Origin of the sequence: Paenibacillus sp. 11B, assembly GCF_030487755.1 — a bacterium.
Taxonomy (GTDB): domain Bacteria; phylum Bacillota; class Bacilli; order Paenibacillales; family Paenibacillaceae; genus Paenibacillus; species Paenibacillus vandeheii.
Genome location: NZ_JAUKNS010000004.1, coordinates 1,113,464 through 1,130,918, shown reverse-complemented (window position 1 = coordinate 1,130,918; position 17,455 = coordinate 1,113,464). Strand labels below are relative to the sequence as shown.

Sequence of the window (17,455 nt, the reverse complement as noted above, 5' to 3'; positions counted from 1 at the left end):
TGAAAATAAGATGAGCAAGACCAATGATGTCGTTATAACTTCACAGAAGATTGATAAGAGCCCCTCCAGCTTGAGTATTTTATGGCGGGAACTTGTCAGAGATAAGGTGGCACTAATCTCGCTCATATTTTTGGGACTGATCATATTGCTGGTTTACGGTACTTCTTTGATTCTGGATCAAGCTGAGATCGTTAAGGTAGATTTGTTCGCCTTGTATGAACCACCCTCCGCGCAGTATTGGCTGGGAACTGATTACGGCGGTCGTGATGTGTTCGGACAACTGATCATCGGTACGCGTAACTCTCTAACCATTGGTATTATCGTCACGCTAATGACTGGTTGTATAGGTATCCTGGTTGGTCTGTTATCCGGTTACTTCGGTGGAATGATCGATAACTTGTTTATGCGTGTTGTTGATTTCTTCATGATTCTTCCGTTCTTGATGATCGTAATCGCGTTTGTTACAGCAGTACCCAAATATAATATCATCTCGTTCTCTTTAATCATGACAGCCTTTCTCTGGATGGGAATCGCCAGACTGATTCGTTCCAAGGCATTGCAGGAGCGTGAACTCGATTATGTCAATGCTTCAAAAACGTTGGGATCATCCCATCTGAAGATTATGCTCTCACAGGTACTTCCTAATCTCAGCTCCATCATCATCGTCACGATGACGTTGAATCTCGCTGCCAACATTGGCCTCGAATCGGGACTGTCCTTCCTGGGATTTGGATTTCCGGAAAGTACACCCAGTCTTGGAACACTCGTAAGCTATGCTCGTAATCCGCAAACACTGGAATTCAGATGGTGGATATGGCTACCTGCGTCAATACTAATTCTGTTATTGATGTTGAGTATAAATAATGTCGGACAGGCCCTGAAGCGTGCGACTGATGCAAGACAAAGAAGAGGTTAAAAAAAGGGAGGAAAGATTCATGAAAAAGGGATTATTTTCACGGGGACTATTTTTCACGATGATGTTGGTCTTCGTACTGGCGCTTGCGGCGTGCTCGGAGAAAGAGGCGGCAACACCGACACCTTCTACGAACACAGGGGAAACAAAGACAGAGGAGAAGCCTACTAAAGAAGAGGGCGTCTACTCTATCGAAGATTTTAGCAATGTCAAAACGAATGAAGGTACTGCTATTGAGGGTGGATCCATAACATACGGACTTGTATCCGATACTGCATTTGAAGGAACATTGAACTTTAACTTCTACTCCGGTAACCCGGATGCAAATGTTCTACAATGGTTTGATGAAGGTTTGCTGACTTGGGATAAAGACTATGTATATACCAACGATGGTGCAGCAACGTATGAAACATCGGAAGATGGCAAAACGTTCACACTGACGATTCGTGATAATGTAAACTGGCATGACGGCAAGCCTGTAACGGCTGAAGATTTGCAGTTTGCTTATGAAGTGATCGGTAACAAGGCTTATGATGGCCCACGCTATGATTCCAACTTTACAAGTGTAGTAGGTATGGATGATTATCACGCTGGAAAAGCAAAAACGATCTCTGGGATCAAGGTTCTTAGCGAAAAACAAATCAGCATTACGTACAAGGAATCTACACCTTCCCTGCTGACAGGTGGCGTGTGGACATATCCGCTGGCTAAACATATCTTCGGTGATATGGATGTAGCAAAAATGTCTTCTTCCAAAGAAGTACGTGAGAAACCAATCGGTTTCGGTCCATTCAAAGTGGAAACAATCACTCCAGGTGAGTCTGTAACTTTCGTTAAAAATGATGACTACTGGCGCGGAGCTCCAAAACTGGACAAAGTGACTTTGAAAGTAATCAACCCAACAACGGTTGTTCAAGAATTGAAATCTGGCGGGGTAGACCTCGTGGATTCATTCCCGACAGATCAATATAAAGACAATGCCAATATGTCCAACGTTGAATTCCTAGGTGCAATCGATCGTGCTTACACCTACATCGGTTTCAAACTGGGTACATGGGACGCTGACAACGGCAAAGTTGTAACAAACCCAGATGCAAAAATGGCTGACAAAATCCTGCGTAAAGCAATGTGGCAGGCTGTAGATAACGACCAAGTTGGTAAACGTTTCTATAACGGTCTGCGTTGGAATGCAACAACACTGATTCCACCGTCTCACCCAAAATTCCATGATTCCAACAATCCGGGTGTAACTTATGACCCCGAAGCAGCGAAGAAGTTGCTCGACGAAGCCGGTTACAAATTGGATGGAGAATTCCGTACGAAACCGGACGGTTCCCCACTTGAAATCAACTTTGTATCCATGACAGGTGGCGACACCGCTGAACCACTGGCACGTTACTACGTTCAATCCTGGGCAGCAATTGGTCTGAAAGTAAACCTGGAAATGGTTGAGTTCAACAATTTCTATGACCGTGTAGGTAACACAGGTAAAGATGATCCGAATATTGATGTGTATCAAGCAGCTTGGGGCGTGGGTATTGACGTAGATCCAGCTGGTCTGTATGGCCGTGATGCACTGTATAACTTCTCCAGATTCTCCAGCGAAGAAAACGACAAATTGCTGGCACAAGGTGTATCTGCTGAAGCGTTTGACGTCGAAAAACGTAAAGAGATCTACAATCAATGGCAGCAGTACATGGTTGATGAAGTTCCTGTATTCCCGACACTGTACCGTGCAGAAGTAGTACCAGTTAACAAACGTGTAATGAACTATGCGATTGGTGACGGAACAGGTTTATATCTGAATGACATTCAAGTTAATGCAGATAAAGCAGTTGCAGCTGAGTAATAAAAAAGCATTAGCAGCAAATAAGGATTGGGGTCCTTTAAAGCGTTCGGTTGCTAGATTTAATGGATAAGATTCTCCTAGGTATGAATAGAAAAATTCTTGAAAAACATGGATTCCGTACACTCTGGCATGGGGGTATGGGGTTCATGTTTTTTTTGGTAACAAATAAATAAAAAAAATTTAACTTTTTTTATAAAAATTGCAGACAAAATGTCTCTTCACTTCGTCTATATCTGTAAGAGGTGATTTTCTGATGAAAAGATGGTGGATACGGGCAGGAATGCTGCTGGCTCTACTGGTCATTATATATTTGGGTTTAAAGCCGGACATGCTGGTGGGTAAACCGGGAATTAAAGCTGAGTCGGCTGTATTAATGGATATGAACTCGGAACAGATTTTGATCAATTTTAATGGTTCAGAGGAAATCGCCCCTGCAGGGATCAGTAAATTGATGACCGAACTGTTGGTCATGGAAGCTGTCATTAACGGAGAATTACGCTGGGATGACCCTGTTAATATCAGCCTGTATGCAAGTTCAGTAGGTGGCAGCCATCTGGGGTTGAAACAAGGGGAGCAATTTACAGTACAGGAGCTATTCCAGATTGTAGCCGTTTATTCCGCAAATGACGCTGCTATAGCTCTGGCTGAACATATTAGTGGGACAGAGCAGACTTTTGCACAAAAGATGAATCAGAAGGCTGCCGAGATCGGACTGTCTGACAAGACGGTGTTTACCAATGCAACAGGTTTAAGCGAAAAACTACTTGGTCCGAATCGTCCGAAGGACATACAAGGGCAGACTGTAATGACCGCTGTAGATGCATGCAAGCTTGCACGTTATTTGCTGAATAACTATCCCGAAATATTGAGAGTTTCCAGCCAAATGCAGGTGTCGATCCACCAAAAAGGAATGTACATGAGCAACACCAACTGGATGTTATCCTCGATCGGCGGGTCATACGCATACGACGGAAACGATGGATTGAAGACCGGATATGATGAGGATTCTGGCTATCACTTCGTGGGTACGGCTGAGCGAAATGGCAAGCGGCTAATTTCCGTTGTATTGGGTTCAGATAGTCGTGAGGGACGTTTCATCGAGACACGTAAGCTGTTCAATTATGGATTTTCCGGTTCAAAGTAAGGGGAAATGGAACTTCGGAAGGCTACGCTGTTAACCTATGGTTGATCATGGTAAAATAATTTACGTATAGTTCCAAATTATTATGTAATTTACTTTAAAGGGGGAAATGATTTGAAAGAAATAAGTAAAAAGGTATATGCTCTCACCCTTAGCATGGCGATGTCAATCGCATTGATTCAACCAGCGGTCCAGGCAGCAGAAGCGGTGAAGCCTACGGCGTCAGTCGCTGAATCCATTGCTTCGAAGGCAGCACAGACACTACAGCAACTGGGATACATAGATGGCATAACAGATGGAATGAAAGAGCCACAAACACCAATTACTCGTGCTCAAGCGGCTATCATCCTGCAGCGTGTACTTCAACTGGATGCTCCAGCGACTCTTACAGGTTTCGCAGATGTATTGGCTAAGGATGAAGCTGCTCCTGCCATTTACGCCCTGAAGCAAAGTGGTCTTATACAAGGACAAGCCAAAGGATACGCACCAGATGCACCTCTAACAAGAGCACAGATGGCATCGTTGTTTACTCGGGCGTTCGAACTGAAAGATAATGGAATTCAGGTTGTATACAGTGATATGGCGCAGATTCCGAAGGTACACACGGAGGATGCCATTCGTCTGAAGCAGCATTTTATTATCGAAGGCAGCGCGTTTAACGCCAAAAATTCGGTGACCCATGGCGAGTTTGCTGATGCGCTGTATCTCGCTCTTGGACTTGATGTGCAGTCAGAAGGTCTCACACCGCTGGAAGACTTCTTCAAACAGCCGGCTCAAGCAGGATTCCAAATGTCTCCGGATGGTAAACATCTGGCCTACATGGAGCCTTGGAACAACCGAATGAATATTGTGGTGAAAGAGAATGGTCAGGACAAGTCGGCACGTATCACAAGTGAGACTGAGCGCAGTATAGCTGCATTCGTATGGAAAACAAAGGATAAGTTGCTGTATGTAAAGGATGAGGCGGGGGATGAGAACTATCATATTTATGTAACGGATATCGATGGTAAGAACAGTAAGGATCTGACGCCCTATCCGAATACAAGAGCGATCCTGGTAGACTCTCTAGAGAATATCCCGGATGAGATTCTAGTGGGCATGAACAAACGTGATCCTCGGATCTTTGACGTGTACCGGATTAACATCAAGACAGGTGAGGCGGTGCTTGCTGCGGAGAACCCGGGTAATATTACGGGCTGGCTTACGGACCATGAAGGTAAAATCCGTGTGGCCATATCCAGTGATGGTAATGTCTCTTCGTTGATGTATCGTGAATCGGAAGATAAGCCATTCGAAAACTTGATGACGACCAAGCTCGGAGAAACATTTGCTCCGGTGATGTTCACGTATGATAACAAAAACATCTATGCCGTATCCAATCTGGATCGGGATAAAACAGCTATCGTAGAATACAGCCCAAGCAGCAAAAAAGTAACGAAAACCATCTATCAAAACAAAGACGTGGATGTATCCAGTTTCGTTCCCTCTAAAGAAAAAGGCACAATCCTTGCAGCTGTCTATGAGACGGACAAGGTTAACTATGAATACTTCGACAATGATTTTAAAAAATTGATGCAGGATATTCAGGCAAAGGTTCCGGGTAAAGAAGTAAGCATTTCAAACATAAGTGAAGAAGGCCAGGTTCTGTTCGTTGCGTATAGCGATAAATCGATGGGTACGTATTACTTCTATGATTCCAAGACGGGTAAGCTCGATAAATTAGCTGACGCGGCACCTTGGATTGATGAGAGTAAAATGTCGGATGTAAAACCCATTACGTACAAATCTCGTGACGGCTTAACGCTTCATGGTTATCTGACGCTCCCCCAAGGGGCCGAGGCTTCCCAATTGCCACTGGTTGTTGTTCCACATGGCGGACCTTGGGCCCGGGACTCGTGGGGCTTTAATCCGGAAATCCAATTTCTCGCAAGCCGGGGCTACGCCGTACTACAGGTGAACTTCCGCGGGTCTACTGGATACGGCAAGGAATTCCTGGATGCCGGGAACAAAGAGTGGGGTAAAGCGATGCAGAACGACCTCACAGACGGCGTGAATTGGCTGGTAGAAGAGGGAACGGTTGATGCGAAGCGTGTAGCCATCTATGGTGGATCTTATGGTGGTTATGCAGCCCTGGCAGGACTGGCATTCACACCGGAAGTGTATGCGGCAGGAATTAGCTATGTGGGGCCTTCCAATCTGTTCACGCTGCTGGATTCACTGCCACCTTACTGGGAATCGGAGCGCAACATGTTCTATGAACGGATGGGCGATCCGGTGAAAGACAAGGAGCTGCTGACAGCTGTTTCACCACTGTTCCATATTGATCAGATGAAAGCCCCATTGTTCGTGGTTCAGGGCGCAAATGATCCGCGTGTCAAACAGGCTGAGTCTGATCAGATCGTGGAGGCTCTGCGCAAGCGTGGCGTAGATGTACCTTATATGTTAAAAGCAAATGAAGGACATGGCTTCGGCAATGTTGAAAATCAATTGGATTTATATCGTGCGATTGAGAAATTCCTGAACCGCCACCTGATGCAGCAATCGTAGTCTAGTTCAGCAAGAAGGCCGTCCCACAGGTTCTAATTAACCCGAGGGACGGCTTTTTGTTGTGGAGTAGGGTGTTGAATGAACGTGGTGTCCAAAATGGGTTCCAAGCATATCAACAAATTGACATATGGGATGAATGTATTTTAAAATGACCAATGAGTCATTATTGTTCGGTTTAGTTTAATATATATGTATCATTACAGCCTTACACTACTGGATTGCAATCTGATCGGGGAGGAAACATGTGATGCAAAAACAAATGAAATGGCCGCTTATCCTATTTGCTATCGGGGTGTTTATGGCTGCGCTGGATAACGGAATTATCACCTCGTCTCTAACCACTCTAAATGCATCGTTTGGCGTGTCGCCGACGTGGGGAGCATGGACAATTACGCTCTATACGCTTGGACTCGCGGTGAGTGTGCCGATTGCGGGCAAGCTCTCCGACCGTTATGGACGCAAGAAGCTGTTTCTGATTGAAGTAGCTTTGTTCGGAATCGGGTCTTTACTCGTTGCGCTAAGCACATCGTTTACCGTCTTCCTGATGGCTCGTGTCATCCAAGCGTTGGGTGGTGGCGGGATTTTTATCATTGCGAGCTCTTACGTATTAAGCAAGTTCCCAGCGGAGCGTCAGGGCACAGCTTTGGGTCTTCTGGGAGGGATGAACGGGGTAGCTGCGATTCTTGGGCCGAATATCGGTGCTTTTATCCTCGATATCACGGGGAATTGGCATTGGTTGTTTTTGATCAATGTACCGATCGCCATTTTGCTGTTTATTGCAGGTATTCGTTATATTCATGAAGAACAGGAGTTGAGCCGTAAGGCGGTGGATTGGAGCGGTATCGCGGTCCTGACGCTGGGTGTGCTCAGTCTGATGTACAGCTTCAGCAATCTGGATGGCGTAAATATGCTGCAAAGTCTTGGCTCGCCGATGTTCTATGGCTTTTTTCTGGCAGGTGTGGTCATTCTGGTCCTCTTCTACTTTCTTGAAAAAAGGCTTGAAGGATCACAACGTGAACCTGTTGTATCTACACAGCTTCTGGGCATTGCGTCCTTTCGTTGGACGCTGCTGATTGCCTTTTTCTCCGGAGCCATTCTGGCATCCGTGATCTTCATTCCAGGCTTTGTTGAGCAATACCTGGGGGTATCCAACACAGCCTCCGGTTACTGGTTTACGCCACTTGCACTGGCTTCAGGAATTGGTGCAGGGGGCGGTGGTTATCTGGTTGACCGCAAAGGGCCAATCTGGACCTTATCCGTGGCAGGAGTGCTGTCGGCTATCGGCTTCCTGCTCTTCCCGCTGTGGGTAGAGCATATCTGGCAATTCGTAATTGCGAGTGTGCTCGTGGGGATCGGCTTCGGTATGATGCTGGGAGCTCCGGTGAACGTGCTCGTTACCGAACAGGCGGGTGAGAACAACAAAGGTATTGCGGTGGCGACCAGTTCCTTGTTTCGTCAGATGGCTATGGCAATCGCGCCAACCATTTTTGCCGGCTTTCTGGCTCGCTCCTTCTCCAACCTGGGATCCAATATTCAACAAGGTCTCGCAGATCAGGGCATTCAGGTGCCACCCGAAGCGCTTCAACAATATGCATCTGGTGGCAGCGCAGCTTCAGGAAGCGATATTTCCAGCATAACCGAAGGATTCTCCCAAATTCCGGATCAGGGCATTCGAGATGTGCTGCTACAGGCTCTGCATCAGACAACCGGTGAGGGGTATAGTGGGCTGTTCTGGTCTGCGGTCATTTTCAGTGTGCTCACGCTGGTGGCTGCGCTTATTACAAGACGTCAGCGTCATAAAGAGAAACGGAATCTTGTAGAGACCGCATCAACAAACTGAATGGTTGGACATTCCACATCAAGAGAACAGTGCTCCTTTTGCCAGTAAAAAAGGAGGGCTGTTCTTTTCAATTTAACCGTATTGTAACTTTTCATCATCCAGCAATGATTACAATAGAACGAGCGTGAGCGGCGCTTTCTTTTCAGATAGAGAAAACTTCAGAGAACACCGTGTCACAAGCCATTCCGCACGTTTAATGGTAATTATATAAGTTGAACAAATAATTAAAACTGGACCATTGCGGGGTCAGGACAAGTTATATTCAGCTTATATAGCAGGCAGTATCGAATTTCATTTTGACAGTGAAGAAGGAATCGATGGATGAAAAGCAGAACTAAAGATAAGAAGAAGAAAAGAAGAAAAGGTCTATATATAACGCTCGTTTCGCTCGTTGTTTTGTTAATCGGGGGCTATTTGTTTCGTCAGCAGCTTGCTGTAGCAGCCTTCGATCTGTTTCTCGCTGGTTCAGTTGAAGATCAGTTGTCCCGTTCCTATGTTCCCCAGGAGGGTAACAATACGCCAGATCCAACCGTATATCGCAAAGAACCGTTCTCGGTGCTGCTGCTTGGTTCGGACAAACGTGCTTATGAGAAAACACGTGGACGCTCTGACACGGTCATCTATGCCGTTGTTCGTCCGAAAGAATCCCGTGTACTTCTGGTATCCATTCCGCGTGATACCTATGTTCAGATTGTTGGACGTGATGCCAACAAGGATGGCGAGGATGATTATGACAAGCTTGCGCATGCCTACGCCTTCGGTGGGGAGAATATGTCTATCAATACGGTGGAGAAGTTTCTCGATGCGGATGTAGGCTACTATGCAACGATTAACTTTGACGGGATCAAGAAAGTCGTTGATGCACTTGGTGGCGTGAAGCTGCCGATCGATGAGGACATTGTGAACAAGAATCCGGAACATGTGCAGTTCACGATAGAAGGCGGCAAGCCGATCTATGACGGACAGGAAGCACTTTACTATGTGAGATACCGCGAGGATAGCGATTTTAATCGGACCAAGCGGCAGCAAATCTTCCTGAATGCGATGGCGAATGAGATGCTTAATCTGAATGCCATCAGCAAAATTCCGGAATTGATTCAGATTATGGGAGACAGCTTCCAGACGGATATGCAGCCTTCCTTCATTATTGATCTGGCCAAACAGGTACTGACGCAGGAAAAACCGCAAATCTCAAGCTTCACTATCTTGGGCGAAGGGATGCGGAAAGACGGAATTTATTACGGCAAGGCAGATGAGAAAGACGTCCAATATGCCAAAGAGCTGATTAACAACTGGATGGATGAATCGACCCCAGCCGGTGAAGTAATGATTCCTGACCGGCAGAAGATCGAATAACCAATTCCATACAGACGTTATGTTTCAGAGAATGATCAGCAGTGCGTTTATTGGCGGACTGCTGTTTTTTTTCTTTGTAGAAGGAATTTGAATGTTGTCCTTTTGGAACATCTGGCGTTCTGATTCGTATGATATAAGTTGAGTGAGATAAGCTGAATGATGAAATTCACAAGGAGGATACGTACGGGTATGAACATCGCATTTTTTTTGCTGCCCAAACAGGAAGTTACATGTGTAACGTCGGATTCTACTCTGCGGCAAACGCTGGAACGGATGGAATATCATCGGTTCACAGCGGTGCCCATTTTGAATAAGGAAGGCAAGTATATTGGCACGGTAACCGAGGGTGACCTGTTGTGGTATATGAAGAACTCCGAGGGAAAGATCTCATTTGAAAACGCTTCAAAATTTTTGCTCAAAGACGTTCCACTTCGCCTGGATATCAAGCCCGTATCCATTGAAGCCAATATGGAGGACTTGATTAATCTGGCCAAGGTTCAGAACTTTGTGCCGGTGGTCGATGATATGGAGCGCTTCATTGGGATCGTAAGACGGAGTCAGATTATTGAATATTGCGAGGGCATTGTAGCGAAGGAATCCATGAAAGTAAAGTAAGCCGAAAACAAATTTCAATATTGTTGCAACAGCGTGGATAATCACAGCCGTCCGGTATCATGTTAAACTTAAGAAGAGCTGAACAAGATCGAATTTAAATGAATTTTCCACAAGTTAAAATGCGAATTCGTTGTATGGGGTCCCCGCAAAGTTCCTAAAATGAGTTTCGGAGGACTTCTCCGCTTTTTGGGGTAATTTTGCGGCCCCCCTTTTTATGCTATAATGGAGAATAAAGCTTTTTCGGGGAGAGTGACTTTCGCCAATATGCCTAAAGAACTGGATGTAGCCAAACGCGCTAAAGTGATTGAATGGCTTAAAACCGAAGTGCTTGATCAGGTATCCCGATTGTTCAAAGCGTTATGGGAAGGCAGCACAACCCGAATCGGGGACAGTCTCGCCAGTTTGATGATGAGTAGTTACATATTGGGCCGCAGGCTCGGTATTCCTTTCAAGGATCTGGATGCACTGCTTGTTGAGAAATTGAAAAAGCATAAACAGGAAGGTCACCAGCTGGAAGACTGGTACCAGGATATTTCCGCGCTAGAAGATCACATGCGTAAGAGGTGAATTTGTTGAAATTTAGCTTTAAATCAGCTGTCTGGAGCGTAGTCTATCTGCTCTTGCTACTTTCGCTGTTAACTCCTTTATCGGTTTTGGCCATATTTTTCATGATGATACCAGGAGTTATTTTGTTTGCTTCATTACCGGTAAAATCATTTATATGGCATCTCGTCCCAGTGGCGATTATTTTGGTCGTATTTAGTCCGATTTATCTGTTATTACTGCTTTTGTTCACCCTGCCCGCGATCGTTATGGGTAATGCGTATAAGAAAAAGAAATCGGCCCTGTTCGCCCTAATGGTTGGAAGTGGAACCATGCTGGCCGAATATCTGTTGCTTTTGTTGATTGGAAGTGTAATCTTCCAATTTGACTTGTCGAGTTATATTGATGATGTGGTCAGATTGACGATTGAACCCTTGACGAATACATCCAGTCAGATGGTAAATGGGTTTGTATGGACACCTGAAATGACTCAGGATGTTGCTAGGCAGACGCAGCTTATGATTCCGTTCGCCCTGGTGGTCACGTCTCTGGTCATGGCTCTAATTACACATCTCATTGCACGTCCGATTCTGAACGTTATGGGCGTGGTTGTACCGAAATTTCCACCTGCGCGAGAATGGCGTATGCCGCGTGCACTAATCTGGTATTACTTCCTGGCATTGTTGTTCGAGGTGATATCCAGACAAAGTGATGGAACGTACTGGACCATGATTGCCATGAACCTGTCGCCTCTGATTAATCTGGGCTTCATGATTCAAGCTATCGGCTTCTTCTTCTTTCTCTCACATGCAAAGAAATGGAATCCGGTTGTACCGTATTTGCTGGCGGCGGCAGTCTTCTTCATTGGACCGCTGCGGATTATAGGGATTATCGATCTGGCGTTCCCGCTTCGCGAGGCAATATCGAAACCAAAACGATAGGGTGATGAGTCATGCCTAAATTTCTGAAGAAACGCTGGCACGGCTACTATACCGTATGGGCGTTCATACTGCTGCTTCTGCTTGTTATGTCCGTGACCATCTATAACTGGGCGCTTGGTTTGATTAGTCTGATACTGGCTTCGGCGCTGGGAATCGTCATGATTAAGGCGGAGCTCGCGTTCCGTCGTGAGCTTAACGACTACATTAATGGCCTGTCCATTCGGATTAAGCGGATGGAGGGGGAAGCGGTCAGCATGCTTCCATTCGGTATTGTGCTGTACAGTGAGGATCGTACGGTAGAGTGGCATAACCGCTTCGTCGCGGACATGTTCCAGGAAAAGACGATGGTGGGCAATCCGCTGCAAAATTTGTTTCCCAAACTTCCTCAACCGAAGGAGAAGAAGGATGGGAACAAGGAGTCGTCCAAGGAACTTCATGACGAGTTCCAACTGGATGACCGTTATTATGGAGTCATTCATAATCCGCAGGAGCGGTATGTATATGTCTACGAAATTACGGAGCTAGCCATTCTACGTGATAAATATGAGAATGAACGCATTGCACTGGGCATTCTGGTTCTCGATAATCTGGACGAGGCTTCTCAAGGCATGGACGACCAACAGCGGACTGCGCTGATTGCTCGTGTAACCAGTGAGATTACGTCCTGGGCGAAACGGTATGAGGTTTACCTGCGCCGCCTCTCCTCTGATCGTTATCTCATGATGCTGAATTATAAGTCTTTGCAGGAGCTGGAGCAGAGCCGATTCGTCATTCTGGATGAAGTCCGGGAGATGACCGCTGATCTTAAAGTACCGATGACGCTAAGTGTTGGACTGGCATTTGGTTCGGATACCATCAGTGAGATGGGAGAACTGGCTCAGTCCAGTCTGGATATGGCACTTGGTCGTGGTGGCGATCAGGCTGCCGTAAAATCTGGACAACGGTTGTCCTTTTACGGTGGAAAGTCCAACGCGGTGGAGAAACGAACACGGGTAAGAGCCCGGGTTATCGCCCATGCATTACGTGATCTGATGCAGGAGAGCGACCGGGTAATTATCATGGGCCACAAAATGCCCGACATGGATGCGATTGGCGCGTCTATTGGGGTATGGAAAGCGGCGAGTCTCTACAATGTAGAGGCACGAATTGTGCTGGACGGGCCCAACCCATCCATTGAACGCATGATGGAACAGGTGAACAAGGATGAGAAATTGTCCAAAGCTTTTGTGTTGCCAGAACAGGCTACTCAGATGATGACAGAACATACGCTGCTTGTTGTAGTGGATACGCATAAGGCATCCATGACCATGGAGCCGAAGTTGGTCCAATCCGCTACACGTGTCGTGGTTGTGGATCACCACCGTCGGGGTGAAGAATTCATTAACGATGCAGTGTTAATCTATCTTGAACCATATGCCTCCTCGGCTGCGGAACTGGTGACTGAGCTTCTTCAGTATATTCATGACAAGGTACAATTCACTCCGCTGGAAGCGACGGCGTTATTAGCCGGAATTACAGTGGACACGAAGCATTTTGCACTCCACACAGGTTCGAGAACGTTTGAAGCGGCAGGCTTCCTGCGTCGTAGTGGTGCAGACACGATCATGATTCAGCGGCTCATGAAGGAAGATCTGTCAGAATATATTGCTAAGGCAGAAATCATAAAGCATGCTAAAATGGTATACGGGAACATTGCGCTGGCGGTCACGGACCCTGGCAACAAGATTCCACAGATGATGATCGCTCAAGTGGCGGACACATTGCTCAATATGACCGATGTGGTCGCTTCATTTGTCATTAGTGAACGTCCGGATGGACTGATTGGCATCAGCGCGAGATCGCTGGGGCGCATGAATGTTCAGGTGGTTATGGAACGACTGGGCGGTGGCGGACATTTGACAAATGCTGCCGTGCAGCTTGAAGGAACGCTTGGAGAGGCAGAAAAACGGCTGACGAACGTACTGGCTGAAATCGAAAAGGAAGAGGGGCTGTTCGAATGAAAGTCATTTTTATAAAAGATATGAAGGGTCAAGGGAAAAAAGGGCAAGTGAAGGAAGTGTCTGAGGGATACGCACAGAACTTCCTTCTGCCACGGGGAATCGCACGTCCAGCAACAGACGGAAACATGAAAACACTGGACAATCAGAAGGCAGCGGAAGACAGACGTAAACAGGAAGAGAAAGCAGAAGCGGAAGCTCTGGCTAAAAAGCTGGAAGCTGAAGTGACTGAACTAAAAGCAAAATCCGGCGAAGGCGGCCGTCTGTTCGGTGCAATCACGAGCAAACAAATCGCTGAAGCTCTGGCAGCGAAAGGTCTGAAAGTCGACAAACGCAAAATCGAACTGGACGAGCCTATTCGCACACTCGGCGTAACGCAAGTCACCGTCAAGGTTCACCCTGAAGTGAAGGCTACCTTGAAGGTACAGGTAACGGAGGAGTAAGATGGGCGGCGAAATGTTATTCGACCGGATTCCCCCACAGAACCTGGAAGCCGAACAGGCCGTGCTGGGTGCAATCCTGTTGCAGGGCGAGGCCCTGATTACAGCGATGGAACGGGTGCAAACCGAGGATTTCTATGATAAACCCCATCAATTAATCTTTGAAGCGATGATCCAGCTTGGCGAGGGAAACCAACCGATTGACCTCGTGACTCTGACTTCGCTTCTGAAGGATAAAGGCGAGCTTGAGGACATTGGCGGCGTCAGTTATCTGGCGAAGCTGGCTCATGGTGTACCGACTGCCGCGAACGTGGATTATTACGCTCAGATTATTGAAGAGAAATCCATGCTGCGTCGCCTGATTCGTACGGCTACGCAGATTGTAAGTGAAGGATACACGGGCGGCGAGGATGTTGCGGCTATGCTTGGAGAAGCAGAGCGGCGCATTCTGGAGATTTCCAACCGACGTTCCAGCAGTGGTTTTATAGCCATTCAGGATGTACTGATGGAAGTATTCGATCGTGTGGAGACGCTGCATCAGAACAAGGGCACCACAACGGGCATTCCGTCCGGGTTCATCGATCTGGACAAGATGACCGCTGGATTCCAACGGAGTGACTTGATCATTGTAGCGGCACGTCCATCTGTAGGTAAGACCGCCTTTGCCTTGAATATTGCTCAGAATGTAGCCATTCGGGCACAGGAGACGGTTGCGATATTCAGTCTGGAGATGTCAGCCGCACAGCTCGTGCAGCGTATGATCTGTGCAGAGGCCAATCTGGATGCGGGTGTCATGCGTATGGGTGATTTCAAAGGTGATGAAGATTGGCAGAAGCTCACGATGGGCATTGCAGCTTTGAACGAAGCTAACATCTACATCGATGATACGCCAGGGATTACCGTAGCTGATATTCGTGCCAAATGCCGTCGTCTCAAGAAAGAGAAAGGCCTTGGCATGATTCTGATCGACTACCTTCAACTGATTAGTGGACGCGGTAAAGCCGGGGAGAACCGTCAACAAGAGGTATCCGAGATTTCACGTACACTAAAACAGATTGGCCGGGAATTGGAAGTTCCGGTTATTGCCTTGTCTCAGCTGAGCCGGGGTGTAGAGCAACGTCAGGATAAACGTCCGATGATGAGTGACTTGCGGGAATCGGGATCGATCGAGCAAGATGCTGACATCGTAGCGTTTCTGTACCGGGATGACTACTATAACCAGGAGACCGAGAAGAAAAACATTATCGAGATTATTATCGCCAAACAGCGTAATGGTCCGGTAGGTACGGTAGAACTGGTCTTCCTGAAGAACTTTAATAAATTCGTTAACTACGAGCGGGCACACAATGATGCCTTTGCCATGTAGGGGACAGATACAGACTACCTTCGAAAGGGAAGTGAAATCGTCTGTCCCGACATCAACCATTAGATTCTATGAACTCATAAATACGTTGTGAATACGACATATAGCGTTGGATGGGAATACGTATTGTATAACCGGGGTTAGCCGTCAAGCAAGTTTTGACTGGCTTCGCCGGTTTTTTGTGTCGGAATATCGAGTCAATTCCGAACATTAGGGTGTGACTATATCTAATTGTTCGCCATTTGATTTGACTTTGAAAAAAGGGACTGGTACACTAGTACTGCTGCGTTAAAGCAGCGAAAACCTTCCCTTGGATGTAAATAGAGGGGGATTTTCACTGTCCGTTAGCACGCTTCTCCGCTGGTAATTTCACTTCAAATTCCTGCCGAGATAGAGGACGGACAGACCAATACAAAGGTGCGCAAGGCACCCACGGAGGTATGTACTATGTCAACGGTAGTTGTAGTGGGAACGCAATGGGGAGACGAAGGTAAAGGCAAGATTACGGATTATTTGGCGGAATCCGCAGATGTGGTTGCTCGTTACCAAGGCGGTAACAATGCAGGACACACGATTCTGATCGATAACAAAAAATATAAATTGACGATGATCCCATCGGGTATCTTCTACACGGATAAAGCATGTGTAATTGGTAACGGTATGGTTATCAACCCGAAAGCACTCATTGAAGAAATTAACTATATTCATGACAATGACTTTACTACGAAAAACTTGTCTATCAGCGAACGCGCACACATCATCTTGCCATATCACATGGTATTGGATGCATTGGAAGAAGAGAGCAAAGGCCCGAACAAAATCGGTACAACAGGCAAAGGAATAGGCCCATGTTACATGGACAAATCAGCCCGTATCGGTATTCGTATGGTTGATCTGCTTGATGCGGAAGAGTTCGAGCTGAAACTGCGTCATTTGGTCAAAGAAAAGAACCGCGTAATCGAGCAAGTTTATGGCGGCGAGCCTGTAGATGTAGAAGAAATTCTGAAAGATTACCTCGGATATGCCGAAATTCTGCGTCCTTATGTTCGTGATACATCCGTTGTGCTCAATGAATACATTGATGAGGACAAAAAAGTATTGTTCGAAGGTGCACAAGGCGTTATGTTGGATCTTGATCAAGGAACTTATCCATTTGTTACTTCATCCAATCCGTCCGCAGGCGGGGTATGTATCGGTTCTGGCGTTGGCCCAGCTCGGATTCAGCAGGTTATCGGTGTGGCTAAAGCGTACACAACACGTGTAGGAGATGGTCCTTTCCCGACAGAGCTGCATGATGCGATTGGTGACCAAATCCGTGAGACGGGACATGAGTACGGAACGGTAACAGGACGTCCGCGTCGTGTCGGCTGGTTCGACAGTGTCGTTGTTCGTCACGCACGTCGTGTTAGTGGCATTACAGGTCTTTCCCTGAATTCCCTGGATGTAATGACAGGTCTGGAAACGGTGAAAATCTGCACAGGATACAAATTCCGCGGCGAGGTTATCACTCACTATCCGGCAAGCCTGAAAATGCTGGCAGAATGTGAAGCCGTATACGAAGAGCTTCCAGGCTGGAGTGAAGATATCACTACGGCGAAGAAGCTGGAAGATCTGCCTGTGAACACGCAGAACTATGTGAAACGTGTTTCCGAATTGACAGGTATTCCTATTGCGATCTTCTCTGTAGGCCGTAATCGTGAACAAACGAATCAGGTTCTTCCTATCTACGAATAAGCAGTTAGGCTAACCCGGCAACGCTAAGGTAGACATTTATTAATTAATTTGCCTAAACGGGCACCATAGAGCCCCAGTTATCGCTTGATTTTAGCGATGGCTGGGGTTTTTCGCGTGCTTTCTGATATAATCCCCGAATTTCCGTCAATACTGGGTAACAGTAGACTCATAGATCC

General features: G+C 46.7%; 13 protein-coding genes. All 13 read left to right on the top strand.

From position 1 onward, the window contains the following. Positions 1-10: 10 nt before the first annotated feature. The 13 genes from Q0V21_RS21965 (at position 11) to Q0V21_RS21905 (ending at position 17,279) form a co-directional block, all read left to right on the top strand. Positions 11-916: an ABC transporter permease gene (locus Q0V21_RS21965; protein WP_079348424.1), complete on the top strand. Its 906-nt coding sequence runs from the start codon at positions 11-13 to the stop codon at positions 914-916. A gap of 19 nt (positions 917-935) precedes the next feature. Then, entirely contained in the window at positions 936-2,762 is a 1,827-nt protein-coding gene (locus Q0V21_RS21960) for an oligopeptide ABC transporter substrate-binding protein (RefSeq protein WP_301880605.1), read from the top strand. 253 nt (positions 2,763-3,015) lie between these two features. Next, the gene (locus Q0V21_RS21955; protein WP_036664650.1) at positions 3,016-3,906 is read left to right on the top strand and encodes a D-alanyl-D-alanine carboxypeptidase family protein; all 891 of its coding nucleotides are present in this window, start codon (positions 3,016-3,018) and stop codon (positions 3,904-3,906) included. 111 nt (positions 3,907-4,017) lie between these two features. Next, positions 4,018-6,450 carry a S9 family peptidase gene (locus Q0V21_RS21950; RefSeq protein ID WP_143805449.1) on the top strand — a complete coding sequence of 811 codons (2,433 nt, stop codon included), beginning with the start codon at positions 4,018-4,020 and terminating at the stop codon, positions 6,448-6,450. Between the two features lie 247 nt (positions 6,451-6,697). After that, the gene (locus tag Q0V21_RS21945) at positions 6,698-8,290 is read left to right on the top strand and encodes an MFS transporter (RefSeq protein WP_301880604.1); all 1,593 of its coding nucleotides are present in this window, start codon (positions 6,698-6,700) and stop codon (positions 8,288-8,290) included. A 321-nt stretch (positions 8,291-8,611) separates the two neighbouring features. Further along, complete coding sequence (locus Q0V21_RS21940) at positions 8,612-9,646, top strand: LCP family protein (RefSeq protein ID WP_024629545.1); 1,035 nt, start codon at positions 8,612-8,614, stop codon at positions 9,644-9,646. A 189-nt stretch (positions 9,647-9,835) separates the two neighbouring features. Next, the gene (locus tag Q0V21_RS21935) at positions 9,836-10,261 is read left to right on the top strand and encodes a CBS domain-containing protein (protein WP_024629546.1); all 426 of its coding nucleotides are present in this window, start codon (positions 9,836-9,838) and stop codon (positions 10,259-10,261) included. Between the two features lie 264 nt (positions 10,262-10,525). Next, positions 10,526-10,828, top strand: a complete 303-nt coding sequence (locus Q0V21_RS21930) for a MazG-like family protein (RefSeq protein WP_024629547.1) — start codon at positions 10,526-10,528, stop codon at positions 10,826-10,828. Between the two features lie 5 nt (positions 10,829-10,833). Further along, the gene (locus Q0V21_RS21925; RefSeq protein WP_079348522.1) at positions 10,834-11,745 is read left to right on the top strand and encodes a DUF2232 domain-containing protein; all 912 of its coding nucleotides are present in this window, start codon (positions 10,834-10,836) and stop codon (positions 11,743-11,745) included. An 11-nt stretch (positions 11,746-11,756) separates the two neighbouring features. Further along, positions 11,757-13,745, top strand: coding sequence for a DHH family phosphoesterase (locus Q0V21_RS21920; protein ID WP_079348416.1), 1,989 nt, complete (start codon positions 11,757-11,759; stop codon positions 13,743-13,745). Then, positions 13,742-14,185, top strand: coding sequence for a 50S ribosomal protein L9 (rplI, locus tag Q0V21_RS21915; protein ID WP_024629550.1), 444 nt, complete (start codon positions 13,742-13,744; stop codon positions 14,183-14,185). Before Q0V21_RS21920 ends, rplI begins: the two co-directional genes overlap by 4 nt. 1 nt (position 14,186) lies before the next feature. Then, positions 14,187-15,548: a replicative DNA helicase gene (dnaB, locus tag Q0V21_RS21910; protein ID WP_024629551.1), complete on the top strand. Its 1,362-nt coding sequence runs from the start codon at positions 14,187-14,189 to the stop codon at positions 15,546-15,548. 444 nt (positions 15,549-15,992) lie between these two features. Further along, complete coding sequence (locus tag Q0V21_RS21905) at positions 15,993-17,279, top strand: adenylosuccinate synthase (protein ID WP_024629552.1); 1,287 nt, start codon at positions 15,993-15,995, stop codon at positions 17,277-17,279. Positions 17,280-17,455 lie beyond the last annotated feature (176 nt).